Source organism: Dactylosporangium siamense, assembly GCF_016862795.1.
In the GTDB taxonomy this organism is placed as follows: domain Bacteria; phylum Actinomycetota; class Actinomycetes; order Mycobacteriales; family Micromonosporaceae; genus Dactylosporangium; species Dactylosporangium siamense.
This window is the reverse complement of record NZ_BONQ01000071.1, coordinates 139,587-155,707: the sequence shown is the minus strand read 5'-3', so window position 1 is coordinate 155,707 and position 16,121 is coordinate 139,587. Positions and strand designations below refer to the sequence as shown.

Below are 16,121 nucleotides of genomic sequence, written 5' to 3'. Positions count from 1 at the left end.
CGGGTCCTCCGCGCGGCCTTGGAGGACCCGTTACGCTGCGCAGCGTGCGCGGTGACATCTTCAAGGCCGAAAACATGGCCCAGCCCCCAACCCAGGCAGGCATGAGCCTGCAGCACTCCAAGTGCGTCAAGTACGCCGTGAACGGTGAGGTCATGGCGCGACAAGGCGCCATGGTCGCGTTCCGCGGCAACCTCCAGTTCGAGGTGAAGAGCCAGGGCGTCGGAAACTTCCTCAAGCGTGCGGTCACCGGTGAGGGCTTGTCCCTCATGGCCGTGCGCGGACAGGGCGAGGTGTGGTTCGCCGACGCCGCCTCCGACTGCCACATCGTCGACATCGAGCCCAACGACGCGTTGACGATCAACGGCAGGAACGTCCTCTGCTTCGACCCGTCGCTGCGGTACGAGATCCAGCGCGTCCAGGGTGCCGGCATGTTCGGCGGTGGCCTGTTCAACAGCGTCTTCACCGGTCAGGGCAAGCTCGCGATCGTCACCGAAGGTGCCCCGATCATCATCCCGGTGAGCCCGCAGGCGCCGGTGCTGGTCGACACCGACGCGGTCGTCGGGTGGTCGGCGAGCCTGCAGACCAGCATCCAGAAGAACCAGAGCCTCAAGTCGATCCTCAAGGGCGGCTCGGGCGAGCTGTTCCAGCTGGTGCTGCAGGGTCAGGGCTTCGTCATCGTCCAGCCCAGCGAGGGCAAGCCGGCGGCGGCCCAGCAGAAGCCGGCCGGCCTCCTGGGCGGCATCGGCGGCTGATCGCCATCCACAGGTCGAAGGATGGGCCCTGGGACCACCACCGCCCATCCTTCGACCACTTCGGCGGTTGCGGCGGTACCCCTGAAAAGGGCCTCAGCTGCCGTTGCGGAGCTCACTGAGCCAGCTGGCGGCGTCGGTGAAGTCCTCGTCGGACAGGCCGGGCGCGCGCCGTGGCGGCGTGTCGCCGTGTGACGCCCGCGGATACGAGCCGAGGAACCGCACGTCGGCGCAGATGCGTCGCAGCCCCTGCAACGCCTCGCCCATCTGGGCCTCGGCGACGTGGCCGCCGCAGTCGAGGAAGAACACGTATCGGCCGAGGCGCTCGCCGGTCGGCCGGGACTCGATCCTGGTCATGTTGATCCCGCGGACCGACAGCTCGGTCAGCACGGCCAGCAGCGCGCCGACCCGGTCGTGCGCGATGTAGACCGCGAGCGTGGTCAGGTCGTCGCCGGTCGGTGGCGGCGGCGGGCCGGGCCGGGACACCAGCGCGAAGCGGGTCATCGCGTCGGGGTTGTCGGCGATGTCCTTCGCCAGGACGTGCAGCTTGTAGCGGCTGGCGCCGATCGCGGCGCAGATCGCGGCGTCGAACTCGCCGGTGCCGGCGCCGATCGCGGCGGTCGCGTTGGACAGCACGTCGACGACCGTCGCCTGCGGCGCGTGGTCCCGGAGCCACTTGCGGCACTGCGCACCCGCCTGCGGGTGGGCGGCGACCGACCGGACCGAGTCCAGCGGCCGGTCCTCGGCGCTGGCCAGCACGAACTGCACCGGCAGCACCACCTCGCGGGTGATGATCAGCGGCTCACCGCCGGCGAGCTCGTCGAGGGTGACCCCGACCTGCCCACCGATCGAGTTCTCCAGCGGGACCAGCGCCGCGTCGGCCTCACCGGCGCGCAGCGCGTCGAGGGCCTCCGGAACGCTACGGGCCGGGGTCAGCACCCCGCGGTCGGCGGCCGGGACAGTCCTGAGCGCCTGCTCGGAGAACGTGCCTTCCGGCCCCAGGTACACGAACCGCGTCGGCGGCACACCAGGCATGCCGTCAAGCCTAGACGCTCCGGCCGGCCGCTAAGCAGTCGGCGGTGCCGGGCAGTCGGCGGTGTTGAGCAGCGCGAGCGGTGCGGTCGCCCTGACCTCGACGGTGCACGGATCGGTGCCGACCGTGACGACGGTCAGCGCGGCCGGGGCGCCCTTCGACATGACCTGCAACGGTTCACTGCCCGTGACGGTGAGCACGGTGTACTGCCACACCCCGGCACACAGCGGCCCGGTCTTCACGGTGAGGCCGGCCCCGGCGGGCAGGTTGGGCCGGGCCCGGCGGACCGCCGCGATGACCTGGTCGCCGGTCGGGCGGCCGTTGCACTGCGACACGTACGCATCGGAGAACGGCAGCTGGCTCGGGCTGGCGCTGGCGGAGCGGGAGGGCGTGCCGGTGCGGGCCGGCACGTTGGGCGTGCTCGCCGGGGTCGGGCTCGCCGTCCTCGCCGGAGGGGCCGACACCGGCGGCAGGAGCGGCCCTGAGTCGTCATGCGACCGGGTGCAGCCGGACACCAGGCATCCAAGGCTGACGATCGCGAGCAGGGCGGCCCCGGTGCGCATGGAGCACATCGTAGGGCGTCAGTCCCTGGTCGTTCACGGGTGGTTCAGACAGTGCCAGACGTCGTCACGCGGTGCCCGGCGGCGTTGAGGGCGGCCAGCGCCTCATTCAGCCGCACCGCCGGAACCAGCACGTAGTCGGTGTCGAACGTGGAGAACGCGAAAATGTTGACCCGGGCGTCGGCGAGCGGGGACACGATCGAGGCGAGGATGCCGGTGAGGGCGAGCTGGACCGGTCCGGCGACGCGCAGGCAGCGCCACGGCGTCTCGACCGAGGCACCGCTGGGCACCCGGTCGGCGGGGCACAGGATGGAGACCTCGTCGGGCGTCCAGGTCACCGAGATGACGTCGGGACCGGTCGCCGCCGCCTCGAGGAAACCCGCCGGGAGGGGCGATCCGGCCGGCAGACGGCCGATCGCATAGTCACCTGGCAGCACCTGGAGGTCCAACATGACAAGGAGCGTACGGTGCGAACGCGCTGCGTGGCGGGAGCCGTGAGCCACGTTACGCCGGTCTGTCTTTTCGCCCTATACCGTGCTGAAGAATGTCAGTGAGCCGACGACCTGTCCGTCCTGCAGCAGTGGGGTGGCGATCGCGTCGAACGTGCGCGGTCCCGTCGCGCAGCGCACCCGGACCAGCCCGCGGGCCAGGCGCCCCGAGGACAGGGCGAGCAGCGGCGGCGTCTTGTTGATCTCGGAGGCGTCCAGGGCGCCACCGTCGCCGAAGTCGAGCAACTGCAGGACGCCGTCCACCAGTGGCCGGTCGATGGCGGACTCCGTGAGCCCGAGCAGGTCCTCGAACGAGGCGGACACCGCGACGATGACCGCCTTGTCGTCGATCACCAGGCTCGGCTCCGCCGCGTCGGCGACCGTCGCCGCCCACCGGTCGAGTGACGACTCGGTCGGGTCGGGCGAACGGGCGAGGTGCGGGTCGGAAATGGAAAGCTCGACATGCGCCACAGCGCCTCCTCAGGCACCGGTGCGGCGGATGTGTCCGCGCAACGCACTCATCATCGCATCAGTCAGGGTGTGATCGGTCCCCAGCGATTGCTCAATCCGGCGCTTCGTGTCGAGCGGCTCCACGCCGCAGAGGCTACTCCGCGTCACCCCCGCTTGTCAGCGCCCACACCGGGCTGTCCGTCCTTGTACCACCGGTAGCTGTCAGCGAACGTGGCATACGACTGCGCGGACCACGTCGTCGGGTGCAGCGCGAGCTCGAACACCTTGTCGACGGTGTCCGTCGCGAGCCGGTTGCCCCGGGCGTTGAGGACGCGCGGCAGCTCGTGATACGCGGTGACCAGACAGCCCTTCGGCACCCCGTAGAAGCTGATCTTCCCGGTGCCCGCGAAGGCCAGGATCGGCATGACCGGGATCGACACGCCGGCGCTGCGGGAGAGCGCCTCGGCGGCACCCTTCGCCTCGGCGCGGGTCTCCTCGACGTACTTGGGCCGCTTGCCGTCGATCTGCACGATGTCACCGGCGAACGAGACGCGGCTGCGCCCGTGGTCCTTGACCGTCACCGCGAACACACCACCCGGACCGACGGCGAGGAAGGAGCGGCGTTCGGCGCCGGTCAGCTCGCGCAGGTCGAGGACGTGCCACTCCTCGCCGAGGCGGCCGATGAGGCTGCCCATTCTGCGGTACAGACGGTTGTGCCCTGCCTCTTCCCTGCGGGCTCCGCGCTCGGCGCGTCGCTCGCGCATCCAGTCAATCGGGGAAGGCCGACCGGCATCAACAATGATGCGATCGTCAAACCCTTCGGGCTGCGAATAATCCTTACCGCCGCGGTGCAGCAGTTCGGTCATCTCGCACACCTCCAAGTCGCCGCTCGGTTGCGTGTGTGTTCAAACACCGTACGTGTTCAATCGCGCAACTGGGATGACCGGATGGTTGAAAGACCAGGAATGACTGGGATGAATGCCGCATTCACGACGTCTCATGAATTTGCAGATGGCGCCCAACCGGTGGATATCGGGTCAGCCGTTAGGCTGAGTCGGTGAGCCATCATCACGTCGACAGCGAGGTCGGACGGCTCGGCACGGTGCTGCTGCACCGCCCAGGCCCGGAGCTGGCCCGGCTGACCCCGCGCAACAACGACTCACTGTTGTTCGACGGGATCCCATGGGTCGGACGCGCTCAAGAAGAGCATGACACGTTCGCGCACGCCCTGCGTAGCCATGACGTCGAGGTCCTCTACGTGTCGGACCTCCTCGCCGAGACGGTCGCCGTGCCCGCCGCCCGCGCCGAGGTGACGCAGGCGGTCCTCGACGACGTCCGGCTCGGCGACACGCTGCGGCGGCACGTCGCCGACCACCTCGCCGCGCTCGACCCGGCGACGTTGGCGACCACTCTCATCGCCGGACTCTCCCGGGCCGAGCTGCGGGCCGGTGGCGGCCTGGTCCACGCGCTCATGGACCGGTCCGACTTCGTCATCGACCCACTGCCCAACCTGCTCTTCACGCGCGACTCATCCGTCTGGATCGGCGGGCAGGTCGCGGTGACCAGCCTGGCGATGCACGCCCGCCGCCGCGAGACGACCCTCACCTGCGCGATCTACCGCCATCATCCGCGGTTCGCCGGCACGTCCCTGGTCTACGAGCCGGGCCTGGAACACCTCGAAGGCGGCGACGTGCTGCTGCTGGCGCCGGGCGTGGTCGCGGTCGGCGTCGGCGAGCGCACCCGGCCGGCGGGCGCGGAGCGGCTCGCCCGGCGCTGCTTCGAACGCGGCCTGGCCCACACCGTGCTGGTCGTGCCGATCGCCCAGGAACGCGCGACGATGCACCTCGACACGGTCTGCACGATGGTCGACGTCGACGCGGTCGTCATGTATCCGAACGTCGCCAGCACCCTGCAGGCCTGGACCGTCACGGCGGCCGGCGGCGCCCATGACCCGGCCGTCCCGGGCCCCGCCGCCGATCTGGCCGTCTCGGGGCCGGAGCCCTTCATCGTCGGCGCCGCGAAGGCGATGCGGATCGACACCCTGCGCATCATCGACACGGGTCTGGACCCGGTGACCGCCGAGCGGGAGCAGTGGGACGACGGCAACAACACGCTGGCGATCGCGCCACGGCTCTGCGTCGCATACGAGCGCAACGTGGAGACCAACGCCCAGCTGGAGCGGCACGGCATCGAGGTCATCCGGATCCCCGGCTCCGAGCTGGGCTCGGGCCGGGGCGGTCCGCGATGCATGTCCGCGCCGATCGCGCGAGGTCTCGCCCAGCGCTTCTGAGGCTTTCCTAGCGCAGGGGCTGCAGCCGGCCGAGCAGACCCTGCTTGCTGCGGCGCTCGGCGGCGGTCAGGGGCTCGTTGACGGCGAGCGCCTCCGCGTAGCGCTTCGTGAACTCGGCGACCGGAGCGTCCCACTCCTCCGCTTCGACGTCGAACGGCAGGTCCCAGACCGGAGCGAGCAGGCCGTGCGCACGGAACATGCCGGCGAACTTCGTGTTGTCGCCCAGCAGCAGCCCGCCACCCGCCGACAGCCGCGACAACGCGTCCAGCGCCCGGTCCTCGTCGTCGCCGAGCACCAGACGGACGTGGGACCGGTCGGTGACGCGGCACCAGTACGTCGCCGGCGCCGCCGACAGCCGCACCGTCGGGAAGATGCTGGCGTTGGCTCGCTCCAGCGACGCCCGCACGTTGGGGTCGTCGGTCGCGTTGTCCTCGAGCCAGAACTCAAATCCCGTGTGCACCGTGATGTCCAGCGGCGCGTTGACGATCACGTCCTGCAGCCGCGGCCCCACCCCGGGCAGCGCCGGGATGTTGACGGTCTGTCCCGTCGGCGTGTCCAGCGCACACTGCAGCGCCACCGCGAGGTCACGGGAGACGTCACCGGACTGCACGTGCCGCTGCAACCCGATGAACACCCGACCGTCGGGCTTCGTCATCGCCGGCCACGCCATCGGCAGGACCGTCGCGAGGATCACCGGGCGGTCGCCGTATCGCTCGACCAGATCCGGGGCCAGCTTCAAGGGTGCCGAGGCGGCCGGCACCAGTTCACGCAGCGCGATCCATTCCGGCTCGTCGGCCAGCCCTTCGAACGGGCGGCCCACGTAGACGTCGCGGATCTTCTGGCGCTTCTCGCCGTCGGCGGACCGGCCACGGGGGGTTTTCGCTCGCTTGCTCACGGCGACCCAGCCTAGGCGGTCCCATCGCGCCGCGGGCGAACACCCACCACCCTGGGCGCGTCACTCACCCCAGCGCGCACCCCATTTCCGACAAGTCAGAAATATCCCCCGGACGCGCGGACGCTCGGCAGCAGCGAGAGGGGCGCGGGACAGTGGAGGTGGAACCGGATCAGAGGGTGGCCCAGACGCACTGGCCGAGGCCGTCGCGTTCGACGCCCCAGCCGGTTGCCAGCGCGGCGACGATGGTCAGGCCGCGGCCGTCGATCGCGTCCGGAGCGGCGACCCGCAGCTCGGGACCGGCCGCCGAGCCGCCGTCGGTGACCCGGATCTCCAGGGTGTCGTCGTCGAGCAGGCGCCAGGCCACGCGGATGACGTCGCCGGGGAGGGGGGCCGCGTGGCGGACGGCGTTGCCGACCAGTTCGGCGGCGATGGCGACGGCGTCGTCGAGGCGGTCCTCGGTGAGCAGGGCGTCGAGTTCGTGGGCAAGGCGGTGGCGGGCGACGTGCGCGCCGCGAGCGTGATGCGGGACGACGACGCACCAGGCGCGTTCCGCGACGGTTGTGGACACCCTCTCAAGCCTCCCCATGGGCATCTGCGTCGGCGCGGGGCAGCCGCACCTCCGCGACGGTCCCGCCTCCTTGGCGTGGACGCAACGATACCCATCCATGTTGACGCTCAACGATCCTACGCACGAGATAGAGTCCCAGTCCGACGCCGCCGCGGGTTCGCTGGTCCCCGGTCTCGAGTTGCCAGAAGCGCTCGAACGCCCGCTCGACGTGCTCCGGGCGGATGCCGATGCCCCGGTCGGCAACCCTGAACCAGACGGTTTGCGCGTCCGCACCCGCGGTCAGCACAGCTTCTACCCAGTTCAGGGAGTATTTACCCGCATTCGTAACAAATTCCGCAAGGATGGTAGCGAGGGTGGCGCGTTCGCCGAGGGCCTTCGGAAGGGTCTGCGGCAGCGCGACGGTCAGGGTGCGGCGCTGCTCGGGACTCAGGTCGTCGAGTGCGGCCGTGAGGGTGTCCACCAGGTCGAACGGCAGCAGCGCCGACGCGTCGCCGGGGGTGCCGTCGTCGCCGACCGCGTTGAGGAGGCGGTCGACCAGCCGGCTGAGCTCGCGGGCGCGCTGGCCGACGACGTAGATCGCCTCGCGCCGGGAGCCGTCGTCGAGGGAGTCCCAGTGCTCGACGAGCGTGTCGGCGTACCCCCGGATGACCGTGATCGGGGTCCGCAGTTCGTGGCCGGTGAGGGCGATGAACAGGTCGCGCCCGTCGGAGGTCTGGTCGGCGCGGGAGCGGAACGACACGCTGATGTCGGTGCCGCCGGGCACGGTGGCGGCTCGGATCTCGATCCAGGTGCCACAGGCCATCTGGTGTTCGACCGTTTCGGCGCCGGTGGGCAGCGGAAACGGCCACGGCTCCCCGATCGCGGACTCGGGCGAGCGGGCGGTGAGCAGGGCCGCGGCCGGGTTCCAGGTGCGCACGACGTGCTCGGCGTCGAGCAGTGCGAACGGCTCCGCCACGGGGTCGACCGAGGGGGCGTCGACGTGGATCGGCAGGCCACGGCCCAGGGTGTACTGGAGGCCGACCAGTCCGGCGAGGAACCCGAGGGCGGCGCGCTCGTCGGGACCGGCGGTGCCTTCGGCGTCGTGGTAACCGCCGACGAGGACACCGACGGCGGTCTTGCCGGCGTTGACCTCCGCGGCGACGAAGCGGGCCAGGCCGCGGCCGCGCAGGTGCTCGCCGCCGACCGTGCCGAGAAGACTGACGGGGATTTCACGGACCCTGGAGCCGTACTGCAGCAGCCCCCGCAGCGTCGGATGGATCAGGTCGACGGGCCGGCCGAGGGACCAGTCGAGCGCGGCGGTGGCCGCGACGACCCGGCCGCTGTCCTGACCGTATTCGATGAAGGCGGCACCGGCGGCCGCGGTCGCCTCGACGGTGACGTCGACGGTGCGCTGCAGGGCGTGCAGGCCGCCGGCACCGGTCGCGAGTTGCTCGGCGATCTCGGCCAGCCCACCGAACACGGCGGCGGCGTCGACCGGACGGCGAGCATCGACCATGGTGCGAGTCTGCCTCCCCGCGCTTCGCTTTGAAAGGCTATTGACAAAACTTGTCGACGTGGGATTCCAGCGGGGCGGCCAGGTGCGACGACGGATTCCGTGGTAGCAACCCGATAGCAAGACGATGGTCAGTCTCGCAGGCCCAGCTCCCTGAGCCGTTCGATGACGAACGCGGGCCGGTCGGAGATGATGCCGTTGACCTTCAGTTTCACTACCAGGTCGATTTCGTCGGGTTCGTTGACGGTCCACACGTACACGGGAAATCCCCTGCGGTGGAGGCGTTCGACGAGTTCCGGGGAGGCGCGCAGGAGGGACACCCCGGGCCCGCCGATGCTGCTGCCGGGCGGGAGCCAGCCGATCCGGCTGGGCACGGACCAGATGTCGATGAGCATCACGGTCGGGAGGGCCGGTGCGAGCTGGCGGACCCGGCGCACGGCGGTGGCGGAGAACGACATCATCGTGACGTGGACGGGCTGGTCCTCGCGGGGGCGGTCGAGTCCGTACCGGCGCAGCAGGCTCAGCAGCGCGGTCTCGACGGCGGCACCGTAGCGGGTGGGGTGCTTGGTCTCGATGAGCAGCCGCATCGGGCGGCCGGCGTCGACGGCGAGGCCGAGGAGCCGGTCCAGGGTGAGGACCCGGCCGCGCCAGCGGTCGTCGGCGAGCTTCCGGCTGGTGATCAGCTCGTCGGGTGACTCGGGCAGGTCGGTGCGCCAGGAGCCGAAGTCGAAGCGGTCGAGGTCGGCGAGGGTCTGCACGCTGACCCGGCCCCGGCCGTCGCTGGTGCGGTCGATGCGGGAGTCGTGCAGGCAGACGAGGTGGCCGTCGCGGGTCAGCCGGACGTCGCACTCAAGGCCGTCGGCGCCTTCCTCGATGGCGAGGAGGTAGGCGTCGAGGGTGTGCTCGGCGTGTCGATACGACGAGCCCCTGTGCGCGAACACCCAGGGCCGCTCAGGCGACCCTCGGAGCACCGCCGTCCTCGCTCACCATGGGCCGCCCGGCGGCCGCCCAGTCCGACATGCCGCCGTCGAGGTTGATGGTGCGGGTGAGCCCGCCCTGCTGCAGGTAGGCGACGACCTGCGCGGACCGGCCGCCGACGCGGCAGATGACGACGACGTCGCGGTCGGTCGGGATCTCGTCGATCCGGGCCGGGATCTGCATCATGGGCACGTGGTTGGCGCCGGGTGCGTGGCCCGCGGCCCATTCGTCGTCCTCGCGGACGTCGAGAAGGTAGGCGTCGTCGGCTACGTCGTTGACCGTGACGGTCGGCACAGCGGATCCCCTGAACACCCCACCAGCCTATAAGAGGCTCAGATCGGGTTGACCCAGGTGGGGTTCTCCACCGCCCACGCGTCGAGCGTGTCGCCACGGATCGCGCTGTAGAGCGCCTGCGCGTCTTCGAGACCGACCACGTAGGAGATGCCGCCGATGTCCTGCGGCTCGGACGGCACGGTCAGGCCGAGCAGGCTGCTGGGACGCACGTTGCGCAGGCCGAACATCAGCTCTTCGAGGGCCACGCCGTTGGTGTCGACGGTGAGCGCGCCGCCGAGAGCCCGGATGAGCCGGTCGAGCGCGATCGGGTTGGTGGTCAGGTTCTGCTGCTGCGCCTTGGTGAGGATGGCGCGGATGAACTTCTGCTGGTTCCTCTGCCGGTCGTAGTCGCCGTTGGCCAGGCTCTTGCGCTGCCGGACGAGGTCGAGCGCCTGCCATGACTCGAGGTGCTGGCAGCCGGGCTCGTACACGGCCGGGTGGCCACCGCGGTCGGGTGAGAGGTAGTTGCCCTTGTCGTCGAAGCCGACGTGGATCGACGTGACCTTCTGGTCGATGCACATGTCGACGCCGCCGAGGAGGTCGACCGCGGCCTTGAAGCCGTCGAAGTTGACGATGGCGGCCCCGTCGAAGCGGATGCCGATCAACTCGGTCAGGGTCTCGGCGAGGAGCTGGACGCCGCCGGCGCCGCCACCGCCGTGCTGGAACGCGCCGTTGATCTTCTCGTGGCTGGAGCCGCGGAACTCGGTGGGCTCGAACGCGGGGATCTTGACCCGCAGGTCGCGGGGAATGGACAGCAGGTATGCCCGGTCCAGGCCCACGGGGATGTGCACGATGATGATCGAGTCCGAGCGCTGACCGTCTTCGGGGTCGTTGGCGCGCAGGTCGGAGCCGATGAGCAGGAAGTTGAGCGGGCCGCTGATGGAGCTGCGGCGCTCTTCCGTCTTGTCCTCGGTGCTGACGCGGGCGTTGTTGCCGAGGAGGTTCTCCTGGCGGACGCTGTCGCGGTATCGGTTGGCGAGGACCTGCGAGCCGGTGACGATCGTGGCGGAGGCGATGAGGAGGAACGCGCCGACGACCACGAGGAGCTTGGCCCAGATGGGGTCGCGGCCCGGGAGGGCGGCGCGGGACTTCTTGCTCCGTCGCAGGGTGAGCACGCGCGGGCCGGCCGGGCCCGCGGCGGCAACAGCCTCGGGCTCCGGGACAGCAGGAGCGTCGGCAGCCTCGGACTCCGCCGCCGCAGGAGCGTCGGCAGGCTCAGACTCCGCCGCCGGGAGATCGTCGGCAGGCTCGGGCGCCGAGGCAGCAGGAACGGCGGCAGCCTCAGACTCCGAGACAGCCGGGGACGAAGACTCCGCGACCACCGGGGACGAAGATTCCGCGACCGCCGGGGACGAGTCTGAAATATCCGACGCGGTGGATTTGTCCGCGCTCACCTCGGTCGATGTGGAGGACTCGACCGGCGCCGGTAACACGTCCTCAGGGCTGTCCGCCGGCTGATCCACCGGCGGGTCCTGGTCCTGCTGCATGTCGCCCCCGACTGCGCGCCCGCACTCCGGCGGGAATTTATCCGAGTCTACGTTCGCGGCGGGGATCGTGCCGACCATCGTCACTGCACAAGATCCGAGGAGATGCCACCAATCAGGCGTTTTCTACCCGGTCAGCGGCAGTTCCGGCAATGAGATCTATACGACAGCCCGGGCATGCAACCCCACAGGTAGGGAGACATGCCCGGGATGCCGGAATTATCACTTCTTGGTGCTGGCCTTCGTCGACGGCTGCGACGACCCGCTCGCCGCCGGCTTGGGCGCGTTGGTCGCGGCCCAGTCCGCCATCTTGTCGGTGCGCATCGCGGTGTACAGCGCGTTGGCCTTCTCCTCGTTCGGCACGACGACGTCCTCACCGTTGATCTTCTTGCTGCCGTCGTGCGGGCTGACGAGGAACGTCAGGTCGTCGCTGCGCAGGCTGCGGAACTGCAGCGCCATGTCGGCGAGCGAGAAGTCCTTGTCGACCGTCATCGCCTTGGTGATCGCCTTCAGGAACGCGTTGAGCTTCGTCGGGCTGCTCACCGTGCCGGAGCTGACGGCCTTGTCGAGGATCGCCTTCATCATCTGCTGCTGGTGACGCATCCGGGCGAAGTCGCCGTCGGGGAACTGGTACCGCTGCCGGGCGTAGTCCAGGGCCTCGTCACCGTTGAGGTGGTTCATGCCCTTCTTGAACTTGCGCTTCGGCGGGTGGATGGAGGTGATGTCCTGCTCGATGTTCATGTCGATGCCGCCGAGGGCGTCGATGACCTGCTTGAAGCCGCCGAAGTCGATGAGCAGCACGTGGTCCATGCGGACGTTGCTGTACTTCTCGATCGTCTGCACGGTCAGCGGCGTGCCACCCCACGAGAAGGACGCGTTGAGCTTGGCCTTGGTGTCGCCGTACGGCGTCGTCTTGCTCTTGGGGATGTACACGTACAGGTCGCGGGGCATGGAGACCAGGTACGCCTTGTCGTGGCTGGAGGGGATGTGCAGCATGATCATGGTGTCGGTGCGCCATTCGCCCGGCTTGCCCTTGTTGTCGGGGTCACGGGAGTCACTGCCGAGCAGCAGCATGTTGAGCGCGCCGTCGGCGACCTTCGCCGGCCGGCCGTCGGTGATCTGCGAGAACGGGTCGTCGCGCTGCAGGCCCGCGTCGACGTAGCGGTAGTAGCTGTAGGCGCCGACGCCGGCGAGGAGCGCGAGCACGACGATCGCGGCGCCGGCGACGAGGGCGATCCGGCCCCAGCGGGGACGGATCTTCTTGCGGCCGGGGTACTCGTTGCCGCCGGGGCGTCGCGGGGGCACGACACCGCCGCCACCACCGCCGGAGGCGGCCGCGGGACGGGCGGAGCCGTAGACGCCTGGCGTCGCCGGGCTGGTCGGAGTGGAGGCGCCGGAAACGCGCGCACGAGCTCCCGCGCTGGGCGGGAGGGCGTTGGGCACCGAGGCGCGACCCGACGAGCCGTTGGAGGCAGGCGTGGTGGACATGAAACCCACGATACGAACCGCCGGCCTCTACGCCACGCAACTCGGACGGGCGCGGCACGAAGCCGGGAGATTCACCGGGAGCGGAAGTAGTCCACGGTCCGGCGCAGTCCTTCCTCGGGGCCGACGGTCGGCTCATATCCGAGCAGCTCACGGGCCTTGCCGAGATCGGGGCGGCGGCGCTCGGGATCATCGGCGGTGCGGGGCCGCAGCGACACCGTCGAGGTGCTGTCGGATAGCCGCACGATCGTGTCGGCGAGCTCGAGCATGGTCATCTCGTGTTCGGTGCCGCAGTTGATCGGGCCGGTCTCGCCGGAGTCGAGCAGCAGCAGGATGCCACGGACGAGGTCGGACACGTGGCAGATGGACCTGGTCTGGGTGCCGGTGCCGTGCACGGTGATCGGCTCGCCGCGCAGCGCCTGCGAGATGAACGTGGGGATGGCGCGGCCGTCGTCGGGGCGCATGCGCTCCCCATACGTGTTGAAGATCCGCACGATGCCGACGTCGGTGCCGCGGCCCCGGTGGTAGCCCATGGTGGCCGCCTCGGAGAAGCGCTTCGCCTCGTCATAGACGCTGCGGATGCCGATCGGGTTGACGTTGCCCCAGTAGCTCTCCGGCTGCGGGTGCACCAGCGGATCGCCATACGCCTCGGAGGTGGACGCCATCACGAACCGGGCACCGTCGGCGGCGGCCCGCTCCAGCAGCTGGAGGGTGGCGAGCGAACCGACCCGGAGGATCTCGACGGGCAGCAGCTCGAAGTCGGTCGGGCTGGCCGGCGACGCGAAGTGCAGGATCGCGTCGAACCTGGCGGCGAGGGCTTCGACGGTCGGCAGTGGCTCGCTGACGTCGGCCTCGACCAACGTGAATCGCGGATGATCGACCAGGTGCGCGACGTTGTCCTTACTGCCCGTGACGAAGTTGTCGACCACGACAACCTGCGCACCGCGGGCGATCAGGGCATCGGCGAGGTGAGACCCGACGAATCCGGCCCCACCGGTGAGCAGGACCCGGTGTCCCTCGCCGTAACGCTGCGCAACAACGACCATGGGACCAGCCTAGCGGCAGTGCGCCGGGGTCGGGGTATCGGCGGTGCCCTGACCCCGGCGCACTACATCTCAGTGGGCGCCGGCCCCCGTGAGGGAACGGGCCTCCAACTCGGCGAACTTGTCCGCGTCGCGCTCCTTGCTGCTGAGCGCACCGAGCGCGGCGAAGATGAACCCGATCGGGATCGAGATCAGGCCGGGGTTCTCCAGCGGGATCGGTGCCGCCGTGGTGCAGCTGAACAGCGCCGACGCGTTGGAGACCTCCTTCGACTTCGCGTCCACGCCGCAGGTCTTGGCCTGCGCCGCGGTGAGGGTCGCCGCCGGGCGGGCGTCGCTGGTGCCGCCCCAGGCGATCGGGCTCATGAGCACGATGCCGACCGCGGAGATCAGGCCGGCGTAGATGCCCCAGGTCGCGCCGCGGGTGTTGAACTTCTTCCAGAAGAGGGAGAAGAGGATCGCCGGCAGGTTCGCCGACGCCGCGATCGCAAACGCCAGCGCCACCAGGAAGGCGACGTTGAGGTTGCGGGCGAAGATGCCGAGCACGATCGCGACGGCGCCGATGACGAACGCGGAGTACCGGGCGACGACGACCTCTTGCCGCTCGGTGGTCTGGCCGCGCTTGATGACGTTGGCGTACAGGTCGTGCGCCAGCGACGACGACGACGCGAGGGTGAGCCCGGCGACGACGGCGAGGATGGTGGCGAACGCGACCGCCGCGATGATCGCCAGCAGCAGGGAGCCGCCGAAGTCACCGCCGAGGTAGCGCTTGCCGAGGGCCTCGGCGAGCTGTGGTGCCGCCGTGTTGCCGCCCGGGTCCTGCGCGAGGATGGCCTGCCGTCCGACGAGTGCCGCGGCACCGAAGCCGAGGGCCAGGGTCATCAGGTAGAAGACGCCGATGATGCCGATCGCCCAGACGACGCTCTTGCGAGCCGCCTTGGAGTTCGGGACGGTGTAGAACCGGATCAGGATGTGCGGCAGGCCGGCGGTGCCGAGCACCAGGGCCAGGCCGAGCGAGATCAGGTCCAGCTTGCTGACCAGCGTCGCCGTCGCGTTGCCGGCGATGTCGCGGCCGTATCGCAGCCCGGGCTGCAGGAACGACTCCGGCGGCGTGCGGCCCGACTTGGCGGCCGCCTCGCCGAGCAGCGACGACAGGTTGAACTTGAACGCGGCGAACACCATCAGCGTCAGGACCAGGGCGCCCAGCATGAGCATGAACGCCTTGACGATCTGGACGTAGGTGGTGCCCTTCATGCCGCCGACCGTCACGTAGACGATCATCAGCACGCCGATGAGCCCGATGGTGACGATCTTCGCCGTCTCCGCGGTCATGCCCAGGAACGTGTCGCCGGCCTTGATGCCGAGCAGCAGTGCGACGAGGGCGCCGGCGCCGACCATCTGTGCCAGCAGGTAGAAGATCGACACGATGATCGTGGAGATCGAGCCGGCCGTGCGCACCGGTGCCTGCCGCATCCGGAACGCCAGGACGTCGGCCATCGTGTAGCGGCCCGAGTTGCGCATGAGCTCGGCGACGAGCAGCAGCGCGACGAGCCAGGCGACGAGGAAGCCGATCGAGTACAGGAAGCCGTCATAGCCGTTGAGGGCGATGATGCCGGCGATGCCGAGGAAGCTCGCCGCCGACATGTAGTCGCCGCCGATGGCCATGCCGTTCTGGAAGCCGGTGAACGACCGGCCGCCGGCGTAGAAGTCGGCGGCGCTCTTGGTCTGCCGGCTGGCCCAGATGGTGATGGCGAGGGTGGCCGCGACCAGGACGACGAAGAGCGTGAGCGTCAGCGTCCGGGTGGTGGTCGCACTCACCGCGAGGGTGATCCCGTTGTTCATTCGGGGGTCCCTTCGATCTTGGCGCGCAGCGAGTCGGCGAGAGGATCGACGCGACGGTCGGCGTAGCGGACATACAGCCAGGCGATGAGGAACGTCGACACGAACTGCAGCAGCCCGAAGATCAGCGCGATATTGATGTGGCCGACGACCTTCGTGCTCATGAAGTCGCGGGCGTATGCGGAAAGCAGCACGTACAGCGCGTACCAGACGAGGAACGCGGCGGAGACCGGGAAGACGAAGCGACGCAGGGCGCGACGCAGCTCAGCGAACTCCGGGGTGTTGGCAGCGGAGACGTAGCGGTTGTCTTCCGTGCCGGTCGGCACCGGTGTATCGGTGCTCATGGGGGATCACCACCTGCCGGTAGGGGTGTGGGTACGGCGCACGGTAGGAACCGCCGGGCAGGGCGTGAAGATCCCTGGGTGGGCCCGGCGGAC

General features: G+C 69.9%; 17 protein-coding genes. 2 read left to right on the top strand and 15 right to left on the bottom strand.

All coding sequences use genetic code 11. The features are described from left to right. The first annotated feature begins 44 nt into the window (after positions 1-44). A complete protein-coding gene (locus Dsi01nite_RS23105; protein ID WP_203848305.1) occupies positions 45-752 on the top strand; it encodes an AIM24 family protein in 708 nt (235 codons plus the stop codon). Between the two features lie 93 nt (positions 753-845). Here the strand turns inward: Dsi01nite_RS23105 and pheA are convergent, their stop codons facing one another. The 5 genes from pheA to Dsi01nite_RS23080 form a co-directional block, all read right to left on the bottom strand. After that, positions 846-1,784 carry a prephenate dehydratase gene (gene pheA, locus Dsi01nite_RS23100; protein WP_203848304.1) on the bottom strand — a complete coding sequence of 313 codons (939 nt, stop codon included), beginning with the start codon at positions 1,782-1,784 and terminating at the stop codon, positions 846-848. Between the two features lie 30 nt (positions 1,785-1,814). Further along, a complete protein-coding gene (locus Dsi01nite_RS23095) occupies positions 1,815-2,345 on the bottom strand; it encodes a hypothetical protein (RefSeq protein ID WP_203848303.1) in 531 nt (176 codons plus the stop codon). Between the two features lie 44 nt (positions 2,346-2,389). Next, positions 2,390-2,794 (bottom strand): ACT domain-containing protein, encoded by a 405-nt coding sequence (locus Dsi01nite_RS23090; protein WP_203848302.1) that lies wholly within the window; start codon positions 2,792-2,794, stop codon positions 2,390-2,392. Positions 2,795-2,869: 75 nt separating this feature from the next. Further along, a complete protein-coding gene (locus Dsi01nite_RS23085) occupies positions 2,870-3,301 on the bottom strand; it encodes a hypothetical protein (protein ID WP_203848301.1) in 432 nt (143 codons plus the stop codon). 143 nt (positions 3,302-3,444) lie between these two features. Continuing rightward, on the bottom strand, positions 3,445-3,975 hold the full coding sequence (locus Dsi01nite_RS23080; protein WP_239136107.1) for a hypothetical protein: 531 nt from the start codon (positions 3,973-3,975) through the stop codon (positions 3,445-3,447). A 362-nt stretch (positions 3,976-4,337) separates the two neighbouring features. Between Dsi01nite_RS23080 and Dsi01nite_RS23075 the strand changes: the two genes are divergently transcribed. After that, positions 4,338-5,570 (top strand): arginine deiminase, encoded by a 1,233-nt coding sequence (locus Dsi01nite_RS23075; RefSeq protein ID WP_203848299.1) that lies wholly within the window; start codon positions 4,338-4,340, stop codon positions 5,568-5,570. Positions 5,571-5,577: 7 nt separating this feature from the next. Here Dsi01nite_RS23075 and Dsi01nite_RS23070 read toward each other — a convergent pair whose 3' ends face one another. From Dsi01nite_RS23070 to Dsi01nite_RS23025, 10 genes are all read right to left on the bottom strand, one after another. Further along, on the bottom strand, positions 5,578-6,465 hold the full coding sequence (locus Dsi01nite_RS23070) for a DUF5926 family protein (RefSeq protein ID WP_203848298.1): 888 nt from the start codon (positions 6,463-6,465) through the stop codon (positions 5,578-5,580). A 169-nt stretch (positions 6,466-6,634) separates the two neighbouring features. Continuing rightward, entirely contained in the window at positions 6,635-7,033 is a 399-nt protein-coding gene (locus Dsi01nite_RS23065; RefSeq protein WP_239136106.1) for an ATP-binding protein, read from the bottom strand. 4 nt (positions 7,034-7,037) lie between these two features. After that, positions 7,038-8,528: a sensor histidine kinase gene (locus Dsi01nite_RS23060; RefSeq protein ID WP_203848296.1), complete on the bottom strand. Its 1,491-nt coding sequence runs from the start codon at positions 8,526-8,528 to the stop codon at positions 7,038-7,040. Positions 8,529-8,656: 128 nt separating this feature from the next. Further along, on the bottom strand, positions 8,657-9,466 hold the full coding sequence (locus Dsi01nite_RS23055) for a glycerophosphodiester phosphodiesterase (RefSeq protein ID WP_239136105.1): 810 nt from the start codon (positions 9,464-9,466) through the stop codon (positions 8,657-8,659). A gap of 10 nt (positions 9,467-9,476) precedes the next feature. After that, a complete protein-coding gene (locus Dsi01nite_RS23050; protein ID WP_203848294.1) occupies positions 9,477-9,815 on the bottom strand; it encodes a rhodanese-like domain-containing protein in 339 nt (112 codons plus the stop codon). Between the two features lie 20 nt (positions 9,816-9,835). Further along, a complete protein-coding gene (locus tag Dsi01nite_RS23045) occupies positions 9,836-10,951 on the bottom strand; it encodes an LCP family protein (RefSeq protein WP_239136103.1) in 1,116 nt (371 codons plus the stop codon). A gap of 591 nt (positions 10,952-11,542) precedes the next feature. Further along, positions 11,543-12,808, bottom strand: coding sequence for an LCP family protein (locus Dsi01nite_RS23040; RefSeq protein WP_203848293.1), 1,266 nt, complete (start codon positions 12,806-12,808; stop codon positions 11,543-11,545). Positions 12,809-12,879: 71 nt separating this feature from the next. Further along, positions 12,880-13,851 (bottom strand): UDP-glucuronic acid decarboxylase family protein, encoded by a 972-nt coding sequence (locus tag Dsi01nite_RS23035; protein WP_203848292.1) that lies wholly within the window; start codon positions 13,849-13,851, stop codon positions 12,880-12,882. 69 nt (positions 13,852-13,920) lie between these two features. Continuing rightward, complete coding sequence (locus tag Dsi01nite_RS23030; protein WP_203848291.1) at positions 13,921-15,687, bottom strand: monocarboxylic acid transporter; 1,767 nt, start codon at positions 15,685-15,687, stop codon at positions 13,921-13,923. Continuing rightward, a complete protein-coding gene (locus tag Dsi01nite_RS23025; RefSeq protein WP_203848290.1) occupies positions 15,684-16,028 on the bottom strand; it encodes a DUF485 domain-containing protein in 345 nt (114 codons plus the stop codon). The genes Dsi01nite_RS23030 and Dsi01nite_RS23025 overlap by 4 nt, the downstream gene beginning before the upstream one ends. Positions 16,029-16,121 lie beyond the last annotated feature (93 nt).